The following is an 18,983-nucleotide window of genomic DNA, read 5'->3' as shown; positions in this document are numbered from 1 at the left end:
TTTTTCACTCGCGCCAACGCAGGCACTGTTGTCGAACCGTCTCGTTCAGCGATTTCTCCTGCTTGAAAACGGTTCGCAGCCACGACGCGTCGTTCACGCGCGCCTTCGCGAGCGCGCCGATCTCGTCGAGCGCCGCGCGCGAACCGAGCGCGGCCGCGTGCGGCGCGATCCGGTCGAGCGTGTCGAGGATGTCCTCGGCGATCGTGCGGCGCTCGCCCGTCTGAGGATTCACGCAGGTGCCCTCGAGCCCGAAGCGGCACGCTTCGAAACGGTTGAACGTGTAGACCAGGTAGTCGTCCTCGGACAGCTTCAGCGGCCGGTCGGTGAGCAGATAGCGCGCGAGCGTCTGGATGTAGCAGGCAATCGCGGCCGCGCGGTCGACCGACAGCGGCGTATCCATCACGCGCACCTCGATCGTCCCGTAGCCGGGCTTCGGACGGATGTCCCAGTAGAAGTCCTTCATCGAGTTGACCACGCCCGTGTTGACCATCTTCATGAAGTATTCCTCGAAGCCGCTCCAGGTCAGCGCGAACGGCGCGCGGCCCGACAGCGGAAACGCGAAGACCGAATTGAGCCGCGCCGAATGGAAGCCGGTGTCGACGTTCTGCACGAACGGCGACGACGCGGACAGCGCGATGAAGTGCGGGATGAAGCGCGACATCGAGTGCAGCAGGAACAGCGCGCTGTCCGGATCGGGACAGCCGATGTGCACGTGCTGGCCGAACACGGTGAACTGTTTCGCGAGATAGCCGTACAGCTCGGACAGGTACTGGAAGCGCGGCGCGTCGTAGATCTGCCGGTCGCTCCATTGCTGGAACGCGTGCGTGCCGCCGCCGGCCAGCCCGACGTTGAGCTGGTCGGCCGCCTTCACGAGCACGTCGCGGATCGCATGCAGTTCGCCGAGCGCCTGCTCGTGCGAATGGCAGATGCCGGTCGACAGCTCGATCATGCTCTCGGTGATTTCCGGCGTGATGTTGCCGGGGAATTTCTCGCCCTGGATCAGCCGCATCAGGTCGGATGCGGCCTTGGTCAGGTCGTAGTTGTGCGTGTTGACGACCTGGATTTCCAGTTCGACGCCGAACGTGAACGGCTCGGAATTGACGAAGGTTTCGAGTGCCATGGCAGGTTCCGGAATCAGTTGCTGTCGCTGCGTTCACCGACCGCCGACAGGCATCGGTAGACGAGGAACGGGCCGACGAGCTGCAGGATCACGATCGTGCACATCACGATCGCGCGCAGGTGCGGATCGAAATTCGGATAGAGCTGGTAGGTGTCGTCGACGAGCAGATAGGACAGCGCGGACATCGGCGTGAGCGCGATGCCGAGCGCGACGCCCTGCTTCATCCCGATGCCGCTCGGCTTCGCGAACGCGACCACGCCGGCGAGCTTCGCGACGACCCGCGTGACGATCAGCGCGATCGCGAGCAAGCCGCCGATCGCGATGTCGCCCCACGTGAACGACGTGAGCGTCAGCACGAACAGGATCACCGTCAGCAGCCAGCCGGCCGTGCCGAAATGCTCGGGCCACAGCTGCGGACGCGCTTCGAGGTTCTTCACGATGATGCCGGCGAGCAGCAGCGTGAGCAGCGTCGACAGCTTCAGCGCCTGCGCGACCGCGATCGCGAGCATCACGAGCCCGAACAGCGCGACGAACGAATGCTCGTCTCGCATCGTCGAGGTCATGTGGCGGAACAGGTAGTTGCACGAACGCGCGACGAGGTACGCGACGATGAACGACCCGACGAGCAGGTAGACCGGCTGCAGGATCGTCGCGAACACGTTGCCGTACGCTTCCTGGTGCAGCCAGCTCGTCACGAGCTTGGTCAGCACGACCGCGTACACGCTGTTCAGCGCGGTCAGCGTGATCAGCCGCTGCGACACCTGCCCTTCCGCGCGCAGCTCGGTCTTGAGCTGGATCACCATCGACGGCGACGTCGCGATCGCGATCGCCGCCAGCACGAGCGCGACCATTCCCGACACGCCGAGCGCGAGCATCGCGAACAGCACGAGCACGAAGGTCAGCGTCGCTTCCGCGAGGCTCGATGCGATCAGCCAGGGATTGCGGCGAATCCAGCGCAGGTCGAGGCGGCTGCCGAGTTCGAACAGCAGCAGGCCGAGCGCGACGTCGATCAGCAGCCGCGAGGTTTCGTCGGTGCTCGCGTCGATCACGCCGAAGCCGAACGAACCGGCGATCAGGCCGATCACCGCGTAGCCGGTGATGCGCGGCAGCCGCCACGCGCGATAGCACAGCTCGCCACACAGGCCGGCCGCGAACAACGCGAGCCCGGCCCAGAACACGGCATCCGGCGCGAGCGGCCAGTTGGGCAGGAATGAGAACGCCGACTTCATCGTGGTGACTTCTCCTTTGGAAGCAACCGCCAGCGACGCGGGGTCAAGCGTCAGGAATGAGATGCGCGCCGGCTGGGTATCGCCCCGAATGTGATTGTTGTGGTTGACGACGGCGGGACATGGGATCCGCCTGTTCCGCCCATCGGCGGATATGCCACTCAGATCGGCCGATCTGGATTGTCGGCCTGGTGTGTGAACGGACTGCGCTGTCTCGAAAGATTCAGATTCGAAAACGCGCGGACCGTTCCGTTGAAGCATGTCCGGCGCCTGGCCGGACGAACGCGAAGGAAACCGATTGTGCCACAGCTTTTTCGTTCCGGAACCGATTGAATCGAGTCGATGGCCTGTGCCTCGCACAGGTCTTTGGTTTAAAAGGATTATCCGTATACATACGTAGTAGAAGTTAACAAGGTGCGCACAGTTCTGTGGATAACTTCCGTTTACGCTGAAAGATCAAGGTGTTGCCAAAACCATAACCCGTTGCACAGGCTGTTTGTGCACAGTAGTCGGAGTTGAGCAACTTTCGGGCCGCTTCGGCGCTGTGCCGAGTTACCCCGTTTACGTCCACTGTGATTGCACACGAAGTGCGCAAGGTTTCCGCGCGGTTATCCACAGTGTCGAGTGGATAACTTGGCGCGGGAAAAGCGAAAAACTGTGAGGACGGATCGGTGCCGGTGTTCAGTCGGCCGCGTTCACCTGGCGGGCGCGCAGCGCGCGGATCAAAAAACGTGCCGGATCGACGGCATCGGCGAGCTCGCGTTCGAGCGGCCACGGTTCGCCTTCGAGTTGCGACGCGATCAGCTCGGCGCCGAGCGCGGCCCATACGAGGCCGCGCGACCCGTAACCGAATGCGCCGTAGAGCCCCGTCATGCGCGGCAGGTCGCGCGCCTTGGCGCCGCTCAGCGCGCGCGCGTTTTCAACCGCCTGCGCTTCGTCGGCGAGCGGGCCGATCAGCGGCAGCCGATCGCCGGCGACCCAGCGGAACGCGACGCGGCCGCGCAGCGCGTCGGATTGCGGCACCTCGCGAAGCAGGCCCGGCAGCAGGCGGCGCACGCGGTCGAGGTTTTCCGCGTGGCCGGCCGCGCGCAGCGCGGGATCGGTGTCGTCGGGTTCGAACGTCGCGCCGATCAGCAGCGAGCCGTCGTCGAGCGGTACCGCGTAGCCGTCGCCGATCGCGGGGCACGGCAGCGGCGCCGCACTGCCCGGCGGCAACAGCGTGAGCTGGCCGCGCACCGGCTGCAGCGCGACATGCCGCAGGCCCGCGAGACGCACCGCGTCGCCCGCGTTCGCGAGCACGACGACGGGCGCATGTGCGAGCGTGTTTCCCGCGGCGTCGAGCGCGTGCCACATGTCGTCGCGGCGCTCGAGCCGCGCGACTTCGGTGCGCGTCAGCAGCTGCACGCGTTCGCCGGCCGCCGCGCATTGCGCATCGGAAAGCGCGGCCGGCCATACGGCGCCGCCCTGCGGAAACAGCAGCCCGCCGTGCGCGACCGGCAGTTGCAGATACGCGCGTGCGGCGCCTTCGTCGAGCAGCGTCGCATAGTCGGATGGCGCGCCGAGCGCTTCGAACGCGTCGCGCATCCGTGTGAAGTCGTCGGCCGATTCCGCGAGATGCACCATCCCGTGCGTGCTGCGCGCGAATGCGTGACCGGCCTGCTCGAGCGCGCGCCAGCGCGCGAGCGCATGCAGGAAGCCGCTGCGCGTGAGCCGGCTCGCGACGTTGTCGTCGCGCGTCATCAGCGGGTGGAACACGCCGGCCGGATTGCCCGACGCTTCGCTCGCGATCCGTTCGTGCCGCTCGATCAGCGTGATGTTCCAGCCGCGCGCGGCGAGCCGTTCGACCACCGCGCAGCCGGCCAGGCCGGCGCCGATCACGATCGCGCGGCGCGCGGCGACCGGCAGCGCGCGCGGCGGTTCGTGCCGGCGCATTCGCCAGCGCGGCGCGTATTCGCCGACGAGCATCGCGCGCTTGCCCGCGAAGCCCTCGACCTTGCGATACGCGAAGCCCGCGTCATCGAGTGCCTGCTTGACGACGCCCGAGCTCGAATAGGTGGCGAAACTCGCGCCATCGCCGGCAAGGCGCGCGAGCGCGCGAAACACCTCGACCGACCACAGATCGGCATTCTTCGACGGCGCGAAGCCGTCGAGATAGAACGCGTCCGCGCGCGCGACGAGCTTCGGCAACAGCTCGAGCGCATCGCCGAACGCGAGCGTGAGCACCACGCGCCCTGCGTCGAACTCGAGCCGGTGCACGCCCGGCACGAGCGTCGGCCAGGCATCCGCGAGCGCCGTGGCACTCGCCGATATGGTTGTGTCCGCAACGATATGGGAAGCGGCGCGGCGCAGGTCCTCGCGCGAGAACGGATGCTTTTCGACCGACACGAAATGCAGCCGCTCGCAGCGCGCGGGATCGTCGCGCCACGCGGCCCACGTCGCGAGGAAGTTGCAGCCGGTGCCGAAGCCGGTCTCCACGATCGTGAACGTGCGGCGCTGCTGCCAGCGCGCCGGCAGCCCGTTGCCGGCGATGAACACGTGCCTGGCCTGTGCGAGCGCGCCGGCGGCGCTGTGATAGATGTCGCCGTACGCGGGCGACACGAGGGTGCCGTCGTCGCGAAACGCGAGCGTGGCGGGAACAAGTCGGTCTGGCATGCGAAACAAAAAACGTGGCAGCCAAGCCTGGCAAGGGATTGCGCGGGGCCTCCCGCGCCGGCCGTTGGCAAAAACCAACGGCGCGGCGCACGGGCGGTGCGGGCTGCGTATCCTGTCCGGTTGGCGCAGGTCAAAAAACGGGCAATCGACGATTGATTCGGCGAAATACCGATGAAAATCTTTGAAACCCTTGTCGTTATTGGGTTTGCGCTGCGCTATCATAGCAACGCCGTACCGCGGGGTGGCCACCGGCGAAGCCGGAGGGCGCGTCGCGCGGGCCAGGATTCGGCGCTGTGTCGTCGGAGTCCGACTCTCGACGGCACGGTTCGCGCACGTATAATCGGCGCGTTCGCGCTGTTCGTGTCAACCTAACCTGATAAAGGAACCTTAATGAACAAACAGGAACTGATCGACGCCGTCGCCGCCCAAACGGGCGCCAGCAAGGCTCAAACCGGCGAAACGCTGGACACGCTGCTCGAAGTCATCAAGAAGGCCGTGTCGAAGGGTGATGCGGTTCAGCTGATCGGCTTCGGCAGCTTCGGTTCGGGCAAGCGCGCAGCACGTACGGGCCGTAACCCGAAGACGGGCGAAACCATCAAGATCCCGGCAGCCAAGACGGTCAAGTTCACGGCTGGCAAGGCGTTCAAGGACGCCGTCAACAAGCGTTAATCCCGCGCCTGTTCAAAGAAAAACCCGCCGTTCGGCGGGTTTTTTGTTGGGTGCTCGCGACAGTTTCGCCACAGTTCGACACCCTCTTGCAAGATTTAACGGTTGTTTTACGAGCCGTTACACGTGCACGATCTGCGCGTCGCCCGGGTCTTCGTCGTCGTGCCCGTCGACGTCCCACGCGGGGAACGGATCGTCGAACGCGGCCCATCCGGTCGCGCCGAGCGCGAATTCCGCATCGGTCAGCAGGCACGCGTCGAGCTTCGCGCGCCACGCGTCGGTGTCGAGCCCGATGCCGATCAGCACCAGTTCCTGCCGGCGATCGCCGACCGACCGGTCGTCGAGGTCGCCTTGCCATTCCGCGCGAATTTCCGCGAGCAGCTCGTCGTCGTCCGGCCATTCCGCGCGATCCTGCGCCGCCCACCAGAGGCCTGCCGGGCCGTGCCGGCATACGCCGCCCGCCTGCGACAGCGAGCCCGCGATGTCGTTGCGCGTCGCGAGCCAGAAGAAGCCCTTGCTGCGCAGCACACCGGGCCATTCCTGATGCAGCAGCGCCCACAGCCGGGCCGGATGGAACGGCCGGCGCGCACGGTAAACGAAATTGCCGATGCCGAATTCGTCGGCTTCGCCGTGCACGTGAGCGTGATGATGCGCGTCGCCCGGCGCGCGATCGTGATCGTGGCCCTGCTCGAGCGACGCGAGCCAGCCCGGCGCATTCGCCGCCTCGTCGAAATCGAAGCGGCCGGTGTTCAGCACTTCGCCGAGCGGCACGTTGCCGAAGGTCGACACGACCTGGTGCGCGCGCGGGTTGAGCCGCGCGAGGATGCGCTGCAGGCGCGCGAGTTCGTCCGCGCCGACGAGGTCGGCCTTGTTGATCACCAGCACGTCGCAGAATTCGATCTGCTCGATCAGCAGCTCGACGAGCGTGCGGTCGTCCTCCTCCGACGCGGCGATGCCGCGCGTCGCGAGCGCGTCGTCGGAGCCGTAGTCGCGCAGGAAGTTGAACGCGTCGACCACGGTGACGAGCGTGTCGAGCCGCGCGGTTTCGCCGAGCGACGTGCCGTCGTCGTCGACGAACGTGAAAGTCTCGGCGATCGGCATCGGCTCCGCGATACCGGTCGATTCGATCAGGATTGCATCGAAGCGGCCCTCGGCCGCGAGCTGGCGGATCTCGACGAGCAGGTCGTCGCGCAGCGTGCAGCAGATGCAGCCGTTCGACATCTCGACGAGACGCTCCTCGACATGCGACAGCGCCTGCGCGTCGCGCACGATCGACGCGTCGATGTTGACCGCCGCGAGATCGTTGACGATCACCGCGACCTTCAGGCCCGCGCGATTCGCGAGGATGTGGTTGAGCAGCGTGGTCTTGCCGGCGCCGAGGAAGCCGGACAGCACGGTGACGGGCAACGGCTGGTTCATTGCCGGATTCATAGCGATTTGCACCAACTGAAAAGTGGAAAAGCGGCCGCGGCGTCGTTCCGGGGCGCGATCGGCGCGAGGCCGCGCGCGGGCGAAACCGCAGCGTGAGCCCGCATTGTGCATCAAACCCGCGCCGGCCGGCCGGCGTCGCGCCGCGCGGTTACTGCGGCGGCAGCAGCTTCCACTGCGACAGGATGTCGGCGATCTGCCGCGCGTATTTGTCGCGCAGCGACGGCGTTTCCGAATGGTAGGCGCCGACGGCCTGCCACGTGTTGCCGTACCGGTTCATCTTCTGGCGCAGGTGCCACGCTGCAATATAGACGTTCTTGCACGGCTCCATCAGCGTATCGCGGTCGATTCCGTAGCGCGACAGCGTCGGCAGGTGGATCGAATTGATCTGCATGAGGCCGTAGTCGACCGAGCCGTTCGTATTCTTGTTCAGCGCGGTGGGCCGGTTGCGCGACTCCTGCCATGCGATCGCACGCAGGATCAACGGATTGACCTTCTGGTATTTCGCGGCTTCGTCGAAACAATCGGCGTGCGCGCTCGCGCTGGCGAACCACGCGCCGGCGGCGATCCACACGATCGAAGCGAACCGTCTGTTCATGGTGCGAAAACCGGAGGGGAAAAGGCGCGGGTTCGGGAAAACCCGTGCCCGTTATTCGTGCGACGAGAAACGCGCCGCCCGTATCATACCGGCAGTCCGTGACATTGCGACAAACCGGAAGGCGGCTGCGGGTATACCGCATTGCCGTGCCGGCGCGGCGCCCGCCTGGCGCGCCTTACATGTCGCATACGGATCGCCGCATGCCTGTCGTATGTGAGACAGTCCTCGGATCAATGTGATATTTCGGACATGAAAAGCTGCTAATGTCGCCTTTTTCGGATTTGGATCCCAGCACTACCGCCGGAAGCGGCCTGAGCCGGCATCGCCCCATTCATCCATGACAAGAAATCGCTTCGTTATGCGGCGCGTCGCCACGACGCTGATCGTCGCCGGCATCGTCGTCTCGCAGGCCGCCTACGCTCAGGTCACGCTCAACTTCGTCAATGCGGATATCGACCAGGTCGCGAAAGCGATCGGCGCCGCCACCGGCAAGACCATCATCGTCGACCCGCGCGTGAAGGGGCAGCTCAATCTCGTCGCCGAACGCGCGGTGCCGGAAGACCAGGCGCTGAAGACGCTGCAGTCGGCGCTGCGCATGCAGGGCTTTGCGCTGGTGCAGGATCACGGTGTGCTGAAGGTCGTACCGGAAGCCGACGCGAAGCTGCAGGGCGTGCCGACCTATGTCGGCAATGCGCCGCAGGCGCGCGGCGACCAGGTCATCACGCAGGTGTTCGAACTGCACAACGAATCGGCGAACAACCTGCTGCCCGTGCTGCGGCCGCTGATCTCGCCGAACAACACGGTGACGGCCTACCCGGCGAACAACACGATCGTCGTGACCGACTACGCGGACAACGTGCGCCGCATCGCGCAGATCATCGCGGGCGTCGACAGCGCCGCGGGCGCGCAGGTGCAAGTGGTTCCGCTGCGCAACGCGAACGCGATCGACCTCGCCGCGCAGCTGCAGAAGATGCTCGACCCGGGCGCGATCGGCAACAGCGACGCGACGCTGAAGGTGTCGGTCACGGCCGACCCGCGCACCAACTCGCTGCTGCTGCGCGCGTCGAACGGCGCGCGGCTCGCGGCCGCGAAACGGCTCGTGCAGCAGCTCGACGCGCCGAGCGCGGTGCCCGGCAACATGCACGTCGTGCCGCTGCGCAACGCCGACGCGGTGAAGCTCGCGAAAACGCTGCGCGGGATGCTCGGCAAGGGCGGCAACGACAGCGGCTCGTCGGCGTCGTCGAACGACGCGAACAGCTTCAACCAGAACGGCTCGTCGTCGAGCGGCAACTTCTCGACCGGCACGGCCGGCACCCCGCCGCTGCCGTCGGGCGGCCTCGGCGGTTCTTCGTCGTCCTCGTCGTCGTACGGCGGCACGTCGTCGAGCGGCGGCCTCGGGAACGCCGGCCTGCTCGGCGGCGACAAGGACAAGAACGACGACAACCAGCCCGGCGGGATGATCCAGGCCGATGCAGCGACCAACTCGCTGATCATCACCGCGTCCGATCCCGTCTACCGGAACCTGCGCGCGGTGATCGACCAGCTCGACAAGCGTCGTGCGCAGGTCTATATCGAGGCGCTGATCGTCGAACTGAACTCGACGACGGCCGGCCAGCTCGGCATCCAGTGGCAGGTCGCGAGCGGCGCGCTGCTGGCCGGCACGAACCTCGCGGCGACCGCGGGCAGCGTGGCCGGCAACAGCATCATCAACCTGACGGCGGGCACGGTGAATTCCAGCACCGGCACGCTGACGGGGGTCGGCCTGCCGGCCAACCTGTCGAACCTGAACCAGGGCCTCAACATCGGCTGGCTGCACAACATGTTCGGCGTGCAGGGCCTCGGCGCGCTGCTGCAATACTTCGCGGGCGTGAGCGACGCGAACGTGCTGTCGACGCCGAACCTGATCACGCTCGACAACGAGGAAGCGAAGATCGTCGTCGGCGAGAACGTGCCGATTCCGACCGGTTCGTATTCGAACCTGACGAGCGGCACCACGAGCAACGCATTCAACACCTACGATCGCCGCGACGTCGGCCTGACGCTGCACGTGAAGCCGCAGATCACCGAAGGCGGGATCCTGAAGCTGCAGCTCTATACCGAGGATTCCGCGGTGGATACCGCGACGACGAACGCGCAGACGGGCCCGTCGTTCACGAAGCGTTCGATCCAGTCGACGATTCTCGCGGACAACGGCGAAGTGATCGTGCTCGGCGGCCTGATGCAGGACGCGTACAACGTGTCGAACAGCAAGGTGCCGCTGCTCGGCGACATCCCGTGGATCGGCCAGCTGTTCCGCTCGGAAAGCAAGCAGCGCAAGAAGACCAACCTGATGGTGTTCCTGCGCCCGGTGATCATCAGCGACCGCGATACCGCGCAGGCCGTCACCGCGAACCGCTACGACTACATCCAGGGCGTGACGGGCGCATACAAGTCGGACAACAACGTGATCCGCGACAAGGACGACCCGGTCGTGCCGCCGATGCCGCTCGGCCCGAGCCAGGGCGGCACGGCCGCGGGCAACCTGTTCGATCTCGACAAGATGCGTCGCCAGCAGATGCAGCGCCAGGTGGCGCCGCCGGCCGCACCCGAACAGGCGCCCGCGCAATCGCAGGGCGTGCCGCCGCAGACGGTGCCGCAGCAGCCGCTGACCGCGCCGGGAGCGTCGCAGTGAGCGACCTGCTGTCCTCCGCCCCCGACGGCGCGCCCGGTGAACGGCAGCCGCCGTCGCCGCTCGCCGCGCGCCTGCTGCCGTACGGTTTCGCGAAGAACGGCCAGGTGCTGATCGCGCACCAGCTCGACGACACGCTCGAGGTGTGGATCAGCGAACGCACGAACGACGCGGCGCTGGCCGAGATCGCACGCAACTTCGGCTCGATCGCCGTGCAGCGCGTGCCGGCCGACGAGCTCGCGCAGGCGATCAACCACGCGTACGCGCGCCAGGACGGCAGCGCTGCGCAGATCGTCGGCGAAGTCGAGGGCGAAGTCGACCTGTCGCGGCTGATGCAGGACATCCCCGAAGTCGAGGACCTGCTCGAATCGGAAGACGACGCGCCGATCATCCGCATGATCAACGCGCTGCTCACGCAGGCCGCGCGCGAACAGGCGTCGGACATCCATATCGAGCCGTTCGAGAACGCGTCGGTCGTGCGCTTTCGCGTCGACGGCACGCTGCGCGACGTCGTGCGGCCGAAGAAGGCGCTGCACGGCGCGCTGATCTCGCGGATCAAGATCATGGCGCAGCTCGACATCGCGGAGAAACGCCTGCCGCAGGACGGGCGCATCACGCTGCGCGTCGGCGGCCGGCCGGTCGACGTGCGCGTGTCGACGCTGCCGACCGGGCACGGTGAGCGCGCGGTGCTGCGTCTGCTGGAAAAGGACGCGCAGCGGCTGAACCTCGAAGCGCTCGGGATGGGCCGCGACACGCTCGCGCAGTTCGACAGGCTGATCTCGCGTCCGCACGGCATCGTGCTCGTCACCGGGCCGACCGGCTCCGGCAAGACGACGACGCTGTACGCGTCGATGTCGCGCCTCGAAACCGCGACGACCAACATCATGACCGTCGAGGACCCGATCGAATACGACCTGGCGGGCATCGGCCAGACGCAGGTGAACGAGCGGATCGGGATGACCTTCGCGCGCGCGCTGCGCTCGATCCTGCGTCAGGATCCGGACGTGATCATGATCGGCGAAATCCGCGACCTCGAAACCGCGCAGATCGCGGTGCAGGCGTCGCTGACGGGCCACCTGGTGCTCGCGACGCTGCACACCAACGATGCGGCGTCGGCCGTCACGCGATTGACCGACATGGGCGTCGAACCGTATCTGCTCGCGTCGTCGCTGCTCGGCGTGCTCGCGCAGCGTCTGGTGCGCCAGCTGTGTCCGGTCTGCAAGGAAGAACGGCAGGAAGAAGGCCGCACCGTGTGGCATCCGGTCGGCTGCGACAAGTGCGGGCACTCGGGCTATGCGGGCCGGCGCGGCGTCTACGAACTGCTCGTGATCGACGACGCGATCCGCTCGCTGATCCACCGCAACGCGGCCGACGCGGAGATTCTCGCCGCGGGCCGCGCGGAAGGGATGCGCACGCTGCGCGACGACGCCGAGCGCTGGCTCGCGGCCGGCGCGACGTCGCTCGAGGAAGTGCTGCGCGTGACGGGAGGCGCATAGCGCGATGCCGGCATTCCGTTTCGAAGCGATCGATTCGGCGGGACGCGCGCAGAAAGGCGTGATCGACGCCGACAGCGCCCGCGCCGCGCGCGGCCAGCTGCGCACGCAAGGGCTGACGCCGCTGGCGGTCGAGCCGGCCGCGAGCGCGACCCGCGGCGCGCGTTCGCAACGGCTCGCGCTGGGCCGCAAGCTGTCGCAGCGCGAGCAGGCGATCCTCACGCGCCAGCTCGCGAGCCTGCTGATCGCCGGGCTGCCGCTCGACGAAGCGCTCGGCGTGCTGACCGAGCAGTCCGAGCGCGACTACATCCGCGAACTGATGGCCGCGATCCGCGCCGAGGTGCTCGGCGGCCATTCGCTCGCGAATGCGCTGAGCCAGCATCCGCGCGATTTCCCCGAGATCTATCGCGCGCTGGTGTCGGCCGGCGAGCATACGGGCAAGCTCGGCATCGTGCTGTCGCGGCTCGCCGACTACATCGAGCAGCGCAACGCGCTGAAGCAGAAGATCCTGCTCGCGTTCACCTACCCCGCGATCGTCACGCTGATCGCGTTCGGCATCGTCACCTTCCTGCTGAGCTACGTGGTGCCGCAGGTCGTCAACGTGTTCGCGAGCACGAAGCAGCAGTTGCCGATCCTGACGATCGTGATGATGGCGCTGTCGGAATTCGTGCGGCACTGGTGGTGGGCGATCCTGATCGCGGTCGCGCTGGTCGTATGGCTCGTGAAGGCGACGCTGTCGCGCGACGGCCCGCGCCTCGCGTTCGACCGCTGGCTGCTGACCGCACCGCTCGCGGGCAAGCTGGTGCGCGGCTACAACACGGTGCGCTTCGCGAGCACGCTCGGCATCCTGACGGCCGCCGGCGTGCCGATCCTGCGCGCGCTGCAGGCGGCCGGCGAGACGCTCAGCAACCGCGCGATGCGCGCGAACATCGACGATGCGATCGTACGCGTGCGCGAAGGCTCCGCGCTGTCGCGCGCGCTGAACAACGTGAAGACGTTTCCGCCGGTGCTGGTGCACCTGATCCGTTCGGGCGAGGCGACCGGCGACGTGACGACGATGCTCGACCGCGCGGCCGACGGCGAGGCGCGCGAGCTGGAACGCCGGACGATGTTCCTGACGAGCCTGCTCGAGCCGCTGCTGATCCTGGCGATGGGGGGCATCGTGCTGGTGATCGTGCTGGCGGTGATGCTGCCGATCATCGAGCTGAACAACATGGTGCAGTGACGGCGGCTGCGGCCGTCACCGCCGGGCTTCAGCGCATGTAGATCGCCGGCGACGGCGTATTGGCGGGAAGCTGGATTTCGGCGCGGGCGCCGTTGCGGTCGATGACGATCGAGCGGGCGCGCACTTCGGCGAGTTTCGCGCCGGGCGTGAGCTCCGTGCCGAGCGACACCGCGCGCGGCGGTTCGCCGCCGACGCCGACGATCGCCGCGGCGCCGTGCTGCAGCGCGAGGATGCCGAACAGGTGGATGTCCTGCACGGGATTGCGTTCGAGCTGTCCGCCGAACAGCGCCGCGGCGTCCTCGGTGCGGATCGGCGGCCGCGCGGCGGCGGCGGGCAGCGGCGCTTCGCGGGCCGACAGCGTGACGACCCAGTAGGTGGCCGTCGCGCACAACGCAGCGAAGAGTGCGAGGGAAAGGATCCGGATCGAGAGCGCGTTCATGCGCGCTATTGTACGGATGTATGTGAAATTTGCGTTGAGTGAAAGCCCTCGGCGGTGCGCGCCTTACAATGCGTGCTCCGCGTTCCGGGATAACGGAAGCTTGCCGTCAGGCATTTGTCCGGATGTCACGGGCGCGTCATTCAATCGACGACATTTTTTGGAAAGAGGTAGTCAGTCATGCAAACGTGGATCACTCGCCGCAATGGAGCCGCCCGCCGTCAGCGCGGTTTCACGCTGATCGAGATCATGGTGGTGGTCGCGATCCTCGGGATCCTCGCCGCGCTGATCGTGCCGAAGATCATGAGCCGCCCGGACGAGGCACGCCGCATCGCCGCCAAGCAGGACATCGGCACGATCATGCAGGCGCTGAAGCTGTACCGTCTCGACAACGGCCGCTATCCGACCCAGGAGCAGGGCCTGAACGCGCTGATCCAGAAGCCGTCCACCGATCCGATTCCGAACAACTGGAAGGACGGCGGTTATCTCGAGCGCCTGCCGAACGATCCGTGGGGCAACGCGTACAAATACCTGAACCCGGGCGTGCACGGCGAGATCGACGTGTTCAGCTACGGCGCCGACGGCAAGGAAGGCGGCGAAGGCAACGATACCGACATCGGCTCGTGGCAATAAGCCGTCGCTGACCGCTCCGATCTTTCGTCCCTGCGCTTCATGCCCGCCCTTCGTACGACCCACCGCTCCGGCTGCGACGGCGGCATGCGCCGCGCGGCGGCGCCGTCCGTCCTGGCGTGTGGGGCGAGCGAGCCGGAATCTCGCCGCGGGGCCGCGGAGACGGTCAGGCCGTCCGCCGCGCACGCTGCCTTCGGCGGGCAGCGGGCGACGCATCGCCGTCGCGCAGCCCGCGGCTTCACGCTGCTCGAAATGCTCGTCGTGCTGGTGATCGCGGGCCTGCTGGTGTCGCTCGCGTCGCTGTCGCTGACGCGCAATCCGCGCACCGACCTGCGCGAGGAAGCGCAGCGGCTCGCGCTGCTGTTCGAGACCGCCGGCGACGAGGCGCAGGTGCGCGCGCGCCCGATCGCGTGGCAGCCGACCGCGCACGGCTTCCAGTTCGACGTGAGCTCGCCCGACGGCTGGCGTACGCTGCGCGACGACCTGCTGCGCCCGCGCAACTGGGATGCCGGCGTGACGGGCGCCGATATCGACTACCCCGGTTCCGACACGCGCGCGAGCCGCGTCGTGTTCGGCACCGAGAGCATCGACACGCCGGTGCGCGTGACGCTGCATTCGGCCGCCGGCAGTGCGACGATCGTCGGCACCGGCAACGGCCGCTACGAGGTGCAGTGACGATGCGTCGTCGGATGCCCTGTTCCCCTGTTTCAGCGCCCGCCCGCGGTCGGCGCGCGCGCGGCTTCACGATGATCGAGGTGCTGGTCGCGCTCGCGATCATCGCGATCGCGCTCGCCGCGTCGATTCGCGCGGTCGGCACGATGGCGACCGGCGCGTCCGACCTGCATCGCCGGCTGCTGGCCGGCTGGAGCGCCGACAACGCGCTCGCGCAGCTGCGGCTCGCGCATGCGTGGCCGGCCGTCGGGGACCAGAGTTTCGACTGCTCGCAAGGCAACGTGCAGCTCGTGTGCTCGCAGCGCGTGAGCGCGACGCCGAACCCGGTGTTCCGGCGCGTCGAGATATCGGTGAGCATGCCGGGCCGCTCCGGCGTGCTCGCGCAGATGGTGACGGTGGTCGCGAATGAAACCAGCCGTTCGCTCTGACGCACCGATGCCGCGCCCGGCCGTCCGCCCTGCCCACCCGCGTCGCCGCGCGCGCGGCTTCACGCTGATCGAGCTGATGATCGCGATCGCGATCCTCGCGGTGGTCGCGATCCTCGCGTGGCGCGGGCTCGACCAGATCATGCGCGGCCGCGACAAGGTGGCGTCCGCGATGGAGGACGAGCGCATCTTCGCGCAGATGTTCGACCAGATGCGCATCGACGCGCGCCTCGCGGCAACCGACGACGAAGCGGGCCAGCCCGCGATCGGCGTCGCCGGCAATACGCTGCAGATCGTCCGCGAGTTCGACGTGCCGGGCGCCGCGCCGCGGCTGCAGGTGGTCCGCTACCGGATCGCCGGCGGGCGCGTGGTGCGCTATGCGTCGCCGCCGCTCGACGACGCGAACCGGCTGCGCAGCCTGTTGAAGGACAGCAGCGTCGACGGCTGGAGCGCGGTCGCGCTGATGGGCGGCGTCGGCGCGATCGACGCGAAGCTGTACGTGCCGCGCGTGGGCTGGACCACCAGCGTGCAGGCGGCCAACGACACGCTCGCGCAGAACAACGATGCGCTGAAGGTGCCGCAGCTCGGCAATGCGCCGCCGCCGCGCGCGGTGACGGGGCTGCAGGTCAGCATCGGCGCGACGTCGCTGCGCGTGCCGGTCACGCGCGTGTTTCTCGTCGGGGAATGACGATGCGCGCCCGCCCTCACCGTTCGATCCAGGCCGGCCGTGCAGCCGCCTCGCGTCCGGCGCGTAGCCGCGCACGGCGCGCGCAGCGCGGCGCGGCGATCATCACCGCGCTGCTGGTGGTCGCGCTGTCGGCGATCCTCGTCTCGGGGATGCTGTGGCGCCAGCAGGTGCAGGTGCGCCGCATCGAGAACCAGCGCATGCTCGCGCAGGCGCAGTGGGTGGCGCGCGGCGCACTCGACTGGACCCGGATGATCCTGCGTTCCGAAGGCGATACGGCACCCGGCATCACGTATCTCGGCGGGATCTGGGCCGTGCCGATCGCGAAGACGAAGCTGTCGGATTTCCTCGGCCGGATCGGCGCGCCCAATGCCGACGGCGGCGAGGACACCTATATCTCCGGCTCGATCGAGGATGCGCAGGCGAAGTTCAACCTGCGCAACCTCGTCGCGTCGCCGGCGCCCGGCGTGCTGCAGCTCAACGTCGCGCAGTTGCAGGCGTTCCAGCGCCTGCTGACGACGCTCGGCTACGACGGCGCGTTCGCGAAGCGGATCGCGCTGCAGGTGCGCGCGGGCCTGATGCATTCGGCGACGCGCTTCCAGCTGCCGACGCTGCCCGGCGGCGGCATCGCGCCGACCGCGCCGGCCGGCGGCGACATGCAGGGCGGCAGCGACTTCACCGACGATCCCGGCCTGGCCGGCGGCGAACGCGGGCCCGCGCCGCTGATGATGACGGGCGTCGACAGCCTGCTCGACGTCGACGGCGTGACGCCCGAGATGGTCGAGCGGCTGCGCCCGTTCGTCACCGTGCTGCCGACCACGACGCCCGTGAACATGAACACTGCGCCCGCCGAGGTGATCGCGGCGCTGATGCCGGGGATGAGCGTGTCGTCCGCGCAGGCGCTGGTGTCGCGCCGCGAGACGGTGTTTTTCCGCAACGTCGGCGACGTGCAGCTGGCGCTGCGCGGCGCCGGCGCACCGAACGTGACGATCGACTCGAGCCAGGTCGACGTCAATTCGAGCTATTTCATCGTGCATGGCCGGATCCAGCACGACCGCGCGGAGGTCGATCGCACCTCGCTCGTGTATCGTGATCCGACCACGCACTCGACGCGGGTCGTGCGCATCCGCGATCAGCTATAACGACGCCATTCGGGAGAGGAGCTCTTGAGCACGTTGATTGTTTCATTGCCGCCGCGCGAGCCCGCCGTGCCGTTGCAGGAATGGCAGTGGCCCGAGCTGCCGTTCACGCTCGTCGACAAGGCCGGCCACGTGCAGCGCGCGGGCCGCGCCGCGCTCGCGCTGCTGCCGCGCGCGGCCGCGACGGTGCTGATCGTCGCCGCGCGCGACGTGTTGCTGCTGGCCGCGACCGTGCCGCCGCTCAAGGGGCCGAAGCTGCGCCAGGCGCTGCCCAACATCGTCGAGGACCAGCTGATCCAGGATCCGCTCGGCTGCCATATCGCACTCGATCCTGCGCCGCTGCCGGACGGACGTCGCGTGCTGGCCGTCGTCGATCGCGCGTGGTTCCGCGCGATCTGCGACGCGTTCGTCGCGGCCGGCCACCGGCATCTGCGCGCGGTGCCGGCGACGCGCTGCCTGCCTGCGCCGCTCGCGTCAGCCCGGCCGGCGGCCGATGCGGCCGATTTGCCCGACGCCCTGGCCGGCGGCGACGCGCCCGAGCTCGACGCCGACGCGGCGGCCGCGCCCGATGCGCGCCCGGCTGCGGTGGCCGCGGTGCTCGGCGTCGCGACGTCGGTCGAGCCGGTGCTGGTCGAGGCCGGCGCGCAGCCCGTCGCGACCGGCGCGCCGCGCCTCGAGCTGGCGATCGCGCGCGGCGCGCTCGGCGAAGGCTTCGCGGCGCCCGCCTCGCGCGCGACCGGCACGCTGGCCGCGCTGGCCGGCGGCGGCGCCGTCGAGCTGTACGAACTCGGCGAACCGGGGGCGGAGCCGCGCCTCGCCTCGGTCGGCCGCACCGACGGCGGCCCGCTGCTGCCGGGCGCGATGCCGCTGTCGTTCGATGCGTTCGCGCACCGCGCGCTCGCCGAGCGCTTCGATCTGTGCCAGTTCGAATTCGAATCGCAGCCGTGGCGCTTCGATCGCGCGACGCTGAAGCGCCTGCGCGTGCCGATCGCGCTCGTGGCGGCGACGCTCGGCGTCGCGGTGATCGGGATGAACCTGCACTGGTGGAAGCTGTCGCGCGAACGCGACGCGCTGTCGGCACAGATCACCGAGACGCTGCTGTCCGCGTTCCCGAAGACGACCACGGTGCTCGATCCGCCCGCGCAAATGCAGCGCCAGCTCGACCAGCTGCGGCTCGCGGCCGGCGAACTGTCGCCGAACGATTTCCTCGCGCTCGCGAGCGGGCTGTCGCGTTCGCTGGGCGCGCTGCCGCAGAACGGGATCGCGTCGCTCGACTATCACGACCGGCGGCTCGACGTCGGCTTCAAGCCCGAGGTCAAGGTCGATCCCGACTTCCCGCAGCGCCTTGCGCGCAACGGGCTGTCCGGCGAAGTCGACAGCAACACGGGCAAATGGACGATCCGGAGCCGCTCATGAACACCGCACAACTGAACGAGACGCTGGCCCAGTTCTGGGGCGAGCGCACGCCGCGCGAAAAGACGCTGCTCGGCTGGGGCGGCGCCGTGCTGGCCGTCGCGATCGCGTATTCGGTGCTGTGGTCGCCCGCGCAGGAAGGCCGCGCGCGCATCCAGCGCGAGCTGCCGACGATGCGCCGCGAGCTCGCGCAGATGACCGCGCAGGCCAACGAGGCGAAGTCGCTCGCCGCCGCCGCGCAGGGCGTCGCGCCGACCGGCCTCGCGCTGAAGGACGCGCTGACCGCGTCGCTGTCCGACCACGGGCTGCAGGGCGCGCAGGTGCAGATCGTCGGCAACGGCGTGCAGATCCAGATGAAGAACGTGTCGTTCCCGGCGTGGACGCAATGGCTCGACGATGCGCGCCGGCAGTTCAAGGTGCAGGTCGGCGAGGCGCACGCGACGGCGCTGAAGGAGGACGGCCAGGTCGACCTGACGGCCGTGATGCAGCCCTCGACGCAGAAATGAG

At 68.3% G+C, this 18,983-nt stretch carries 17 protein-coding genes; 11 read left to right on the top strand and 6 right to left on the bottom strand.

The features are described from left to right. Positions 1-4: 4 nt before the first annotated feature. The 3 genes from WS57_RS13370 to mnmC all read right to left on the bottom strand — a co-directional run bounded on the left by WS57_RS13370 (position 5) and on the right by mnmC (position 4,998). Positions 5-1,120 carry a YbdK family carboxylate-amine ligase gene (locus tag WS57_RS13370; RefSeq protein ID WP_009691778.1) on the bottom strand — a complete coding sequence of 372 codons (1,116 nt, stop codon included), beginning with the start codon at positions 1,118-1,120 and terminating at the stop codon, positions 5-7. Between the two features lie 14 nt (positions 1,121-1,134). Then, positions 1,135-2,349 (bottom strand): cation:proton antiporter, encoded by a 1,215-nt coding sequence (locus WS57_RS13365; protein WP_009691777.1) that lies wholly within the window; start codon positions 2,347-2,349, stop codon positions 1,135-1,137. 678 nt (positions 2,350-3,027) lie between these two features. Then, positions 3,028-4,998, bottom strand: coding sequence for a bifunctional tRNA (5-methylaminomethyl-2-thiouridine)(34)-methyltransferase MnmD/FAD-dependent 5-carboxymethylaminomethyl-2-thiouridine(34) oxidoreductase MnmC (gene mnmC / locus WS57_RS13360; protein WP_069244401.1), 1,971 nt, complete (start codon positions 4,996-4,998; stop codon positions 3,028-3,030). 390 nt (positions 4,999-5,388) lie between these two features. On the opposite strand from mnmC, the gene WS57_RS13355 reads away from it, so the two are divergent. Beyond that, positions 5,389-5,667 carry an HU family DNA-binding protein gene (locus WS57_RS13355; RefSeq protein WP_006401505.1) on the top strand — a complete coding sequence of 93 codons (279 nt, stop codon included), beginning with the start codon at positions 5,389-5,391 and terminating at the stop codon, positions 5,665-5,667. Between the two features lie 117 nt (positions 5,668-5,784). Here the strand turns inward: WS57_RS13355 and WS57_RS13350 are convergent, their stop codons facing one another. Both WS57_RS13350 and WS57_RS13345 read right to left on the bottom strand, forming a co-directional pair. Next, on the bottom strand, positions 5,785-7,095 hold the full coding sequence (locus tag WS57_RS13350; RefSeq protein WP_069244400.1) for a GTP-binding protein: 1,311 nt from the start codon (positions 7,093-7,095) through the stop codon (positions 5,785-5,787). Between the two features lie 148 nt (positions 7,096-7,243). Continuing rightward, positions 7,244-7,690, bottom strand: coding sequence for a lytic transglycosylase domain-containing protein (locus WS57_RS13345; RefSeq protein ID WP_009693229.1), 447 nt, complete (start codon positions 7,688-7,690; stop codon positions 7,244-7,246). Between the two features lie 358 nt (positions 7,691-8,048). On the opposite strand from WS57_RS13345, the gene gspD reads away from it, so the two are divergent. From gspD to gspF, 3 genes are read left to right on the top strand one after another with little or no spacing between them, the layout of a single operon-like run. Beyond that, positions 8,049-10,361 (top strand): type II secretion system secretin GspD, encoded by a 2,313-nt coding sequence (gene gspD / locus WS57_RS13340; protein ID WP_040128641.1) that lies wholly within the window; start codon positions 8,049-8,051, stop codon positions 10,359-10,361. Next, complete coding sequence (gene gspE / locus WS57_RS13335; RefSeq protein ID WP_059605065.1) at positions 10,358-11,854, top strand: type II secretion system ATPase GspE; 1,497 nt, start codon at positions 10,358-10,360, stop codon at positions 11,852-11,854. Before gspD ends, gspE begins: the two co-directional genes overlap by 4 nt. A 4-nt stretch (positions 11,855-11,858) precedes the next feature. Beyond that, a complete protein-coding gene (gene gspF / locus WS57_RS13330; RefSeq protein WP_059478227.1) occupies positions 11,859-13,076 on the top strand; it encodes a type II secretion system inner membrane protein GspF in 1,218 nt (405 codons plus the stop codon). A gap of 28 nt (positions 13,077-13,104) precedes the next feature. Here gspF and WS57_RS13325 read toward each other — a convergent pair whose 3' ends face one another. Then, positions 13,105-13,515 carry a type II secretion system protein N gene (locus tag WS57_RS13325; protein ID WP_009693223.1) on the bottom strand — a complete coding sequence of 137 codons (411 nt, stop codon included), beginning with the start codon at positions 13,513-13,515 and terminating at the stop codon, positions 13,105-13,107. Between the two features lie 177 nt (positions 13,516-13,692). Here WS57_RS13325 and gspG point away from each other — a divergent pair, with 177 nt between their 5' ends. Genes gspG through gspM form a run of 7 tightly spaced genes read left to right on the top strand, consistent with a single transcriptional unit; the run spans position 13,693 to position 18,982 of the window. Beyond that, on the top strand, positions 13,693-14,145 hold the full coding sequence (gene gspG, locus WS57_RS13320; protein WP_009693222.1) for a type II secretion system major pseudopilin GspG: 453 nt from the start codon (positions 13,693-13,695) through the stop codon (positions 14,143-14,145). Positions 14,146-14,184: 39 nt separating this feature from the next. Continuing rightward, positions 14,185-14,817, top strand: a complete 633-nt coding sequence (locus tag WS57_RS13315) for a GspH/FimT family pseudopilin (protein WP_420481038.1) — start codon at positions 14,185-14,187, stop codon at positions 14,815-14,817. Between the two features lie 2 nt (positions 14,818-14,819). Continuing rightward, complete coding sequence (gene gspI / locus WS57_RS13310; protein WP_059478287.1) at positions 14,820-15,242, top strand: type II secretion system minor pseudopilin GspI; 423 nt, start codon at positions 14,820-14,822, stop codon at positions 15,240-15,242. Next, entirely contained in the window at positions 15,220-15,927 is a 708-nt protein-coding gene (locus WS57_RS13305; RefSeq protein WP_155755092.1) for a PulJ/GspJ family protein, read from the top strand. Before gspI ends, WS57_RS13305 begins: the two co-directional genes overlap by 23 nt. A gap of 2 nt (positions 15,928-15,929) precedes the next feature. Beyond that, positions 15,930-17,066, top strand: a complete 1,137-nt coding sequence (gene gspK, locus WS57_RS13300) for a type II secretion system minor pseudopilin GspK (protein ID WP_069245416.1) — start codon at positions 15,930-15,932, stop codon at positions 17,064-17,066. A gap of 24 nt (positions 17,067-17,090) precedes the next feature. Further along, positions 17,091-18,479 carry a type II secretion system protein GspL gene (gene gspL, locus WS57_RS13295; RefSeq protein WP_059516051.1) on the top strand — a complete coding sequence of 463 codons (1,389 nt, stop codon included), beginning with the start codon at positions 17,091-17,093 and terminating at the stop codon, positions 18,477-18,479. After that, positions 18,476-18,982, top strand: coding sequence for a type II secretion system protein GspM (gene gspM / locus WS57_RS13290; RefSeq protein WP_040129050.1), 507 nt, complete (start codon positions 18,476-18,478; stop codon positions 18,980-18,982). Before gspL ends, gspM begins: the two co-directional genes overlap by 4 nt. The last annotated feature ends 1 nt before the right edge of the window (position 18,983 follow it).

The sequence above is a fragment of the Burkholderia pseudomultivorans genome (assembly GCF_001718415.1).
In the GTDB taxonomy this organism is placed as follows: domain Bacteria; phylum Pseudomonadota; class Gammaproteobacteria; order Burkholderiales; family Burkholderiaceae; genus Burkholderia; species Burkholderia pseudomultivorans_A.
Note: the sequence above shows the minus strand (reverse complement) of the source record. Positions and strands in the feature narration are given on the sequence as shown.

Coding starts and splice junctions, on each gene's coding strand:
- WS57_RS13315 (WP_420481038.1), top strand. CDS start 14,185: ATGCCCGCCCTTCGTACGACCCACCGCTCCGGCTGCGACGGCGGCATG.
- WS57_RS13345 (WP_009693229.1), bottom strand. CDS start 7,690: ATGAACAGACGGTTCGCTTCGATCGTGTGGATCGCCGCCGGCGCGTGG.
- WS57_RS13365 (WP_009691777.1), bottom strand. CDS start 2,349: ATGAAGTCGGCGTTCTCATTCCTGCCCAACTGGCCGCTCGCGCCGGAT.
- gspK (WP_069245416.1), top strand. CDS start 15,930: ATGCGCGCCCGCCCTCACCGTTCGATCCAGGCCGGCCGTGCAGCCGCC.
- gspG (WP_009693222.1), top strand. CDS start 13,693: ATGCAAACGTGGATCACTCGCCGCAATGGAGCCGCCCGCCGTCAGCGC.
- gspI (WP_059478287.1), top strand. CDS start 14,820: ATGCGTCGTCGGATGCCCTGTTCCCCTGTTTCAGCGCCCGCCCGCGGT.
- WS57_RS13370 (WP_009691778.1), bottom strand. CDS start 1,120: ATGGCACTCGAAACCTTCGTCAATTCCGAGCCGTTCACGTTCGGCGTC.
- WS57_RS13305 (WP_155755092.1), top strand. CDS start 15,220: ATGAAACCAGCCGTTCGCTCTGACGCACCGATGCCGCGCCCGGCCGTC.
- gspM (WP_040129050.1), top strand. CDS start 18,476: ATGAACACCGCACAACTGAACGAGACGCTGGCCCAGTTCTGGGGCGAG.
- WS57_RS13325 (WP_009693223.1), bottom strand. CDS start 13,515: ATGAACGCGCTCTCGATCCGGATCCTTTCCCTCGCACTCTTCGCTGCG.
- WS57_RS13355 (WP_006401505.1), top strand. CDS start 5,389: ATGAACAAACAGGAACTGATCGACGCCGTCGCCGCCCAAACGGGCGCC.
- gspD (WP_040128641.1), top strand. CDS start 8,049: ATGCGGCGCGTCGCCACGACGCTGATCGTCGCCGGCATCGTCGTCTCG.
- mnmC (WP_069244401.1), bottom strand. CDS start 4,998: ATGCCAGACCGACTTGTTCCCGCCACGCTCGCGTTTCGCGACGACGGC.
- gspF (WP_059478227.1), top strand. CDS start 11,859: ATGCCGGCATTCCGTTTCGAAGCGATCGATTCGGCGGGACGCGCGCAG.
- WS57_RS13350 (WP_069244400.1), bottom strand. CDS start 7,095: ATGAATCCGGCAATGAACCAGCCGTTGCCCGTCACCGTGCTGTCCGGC.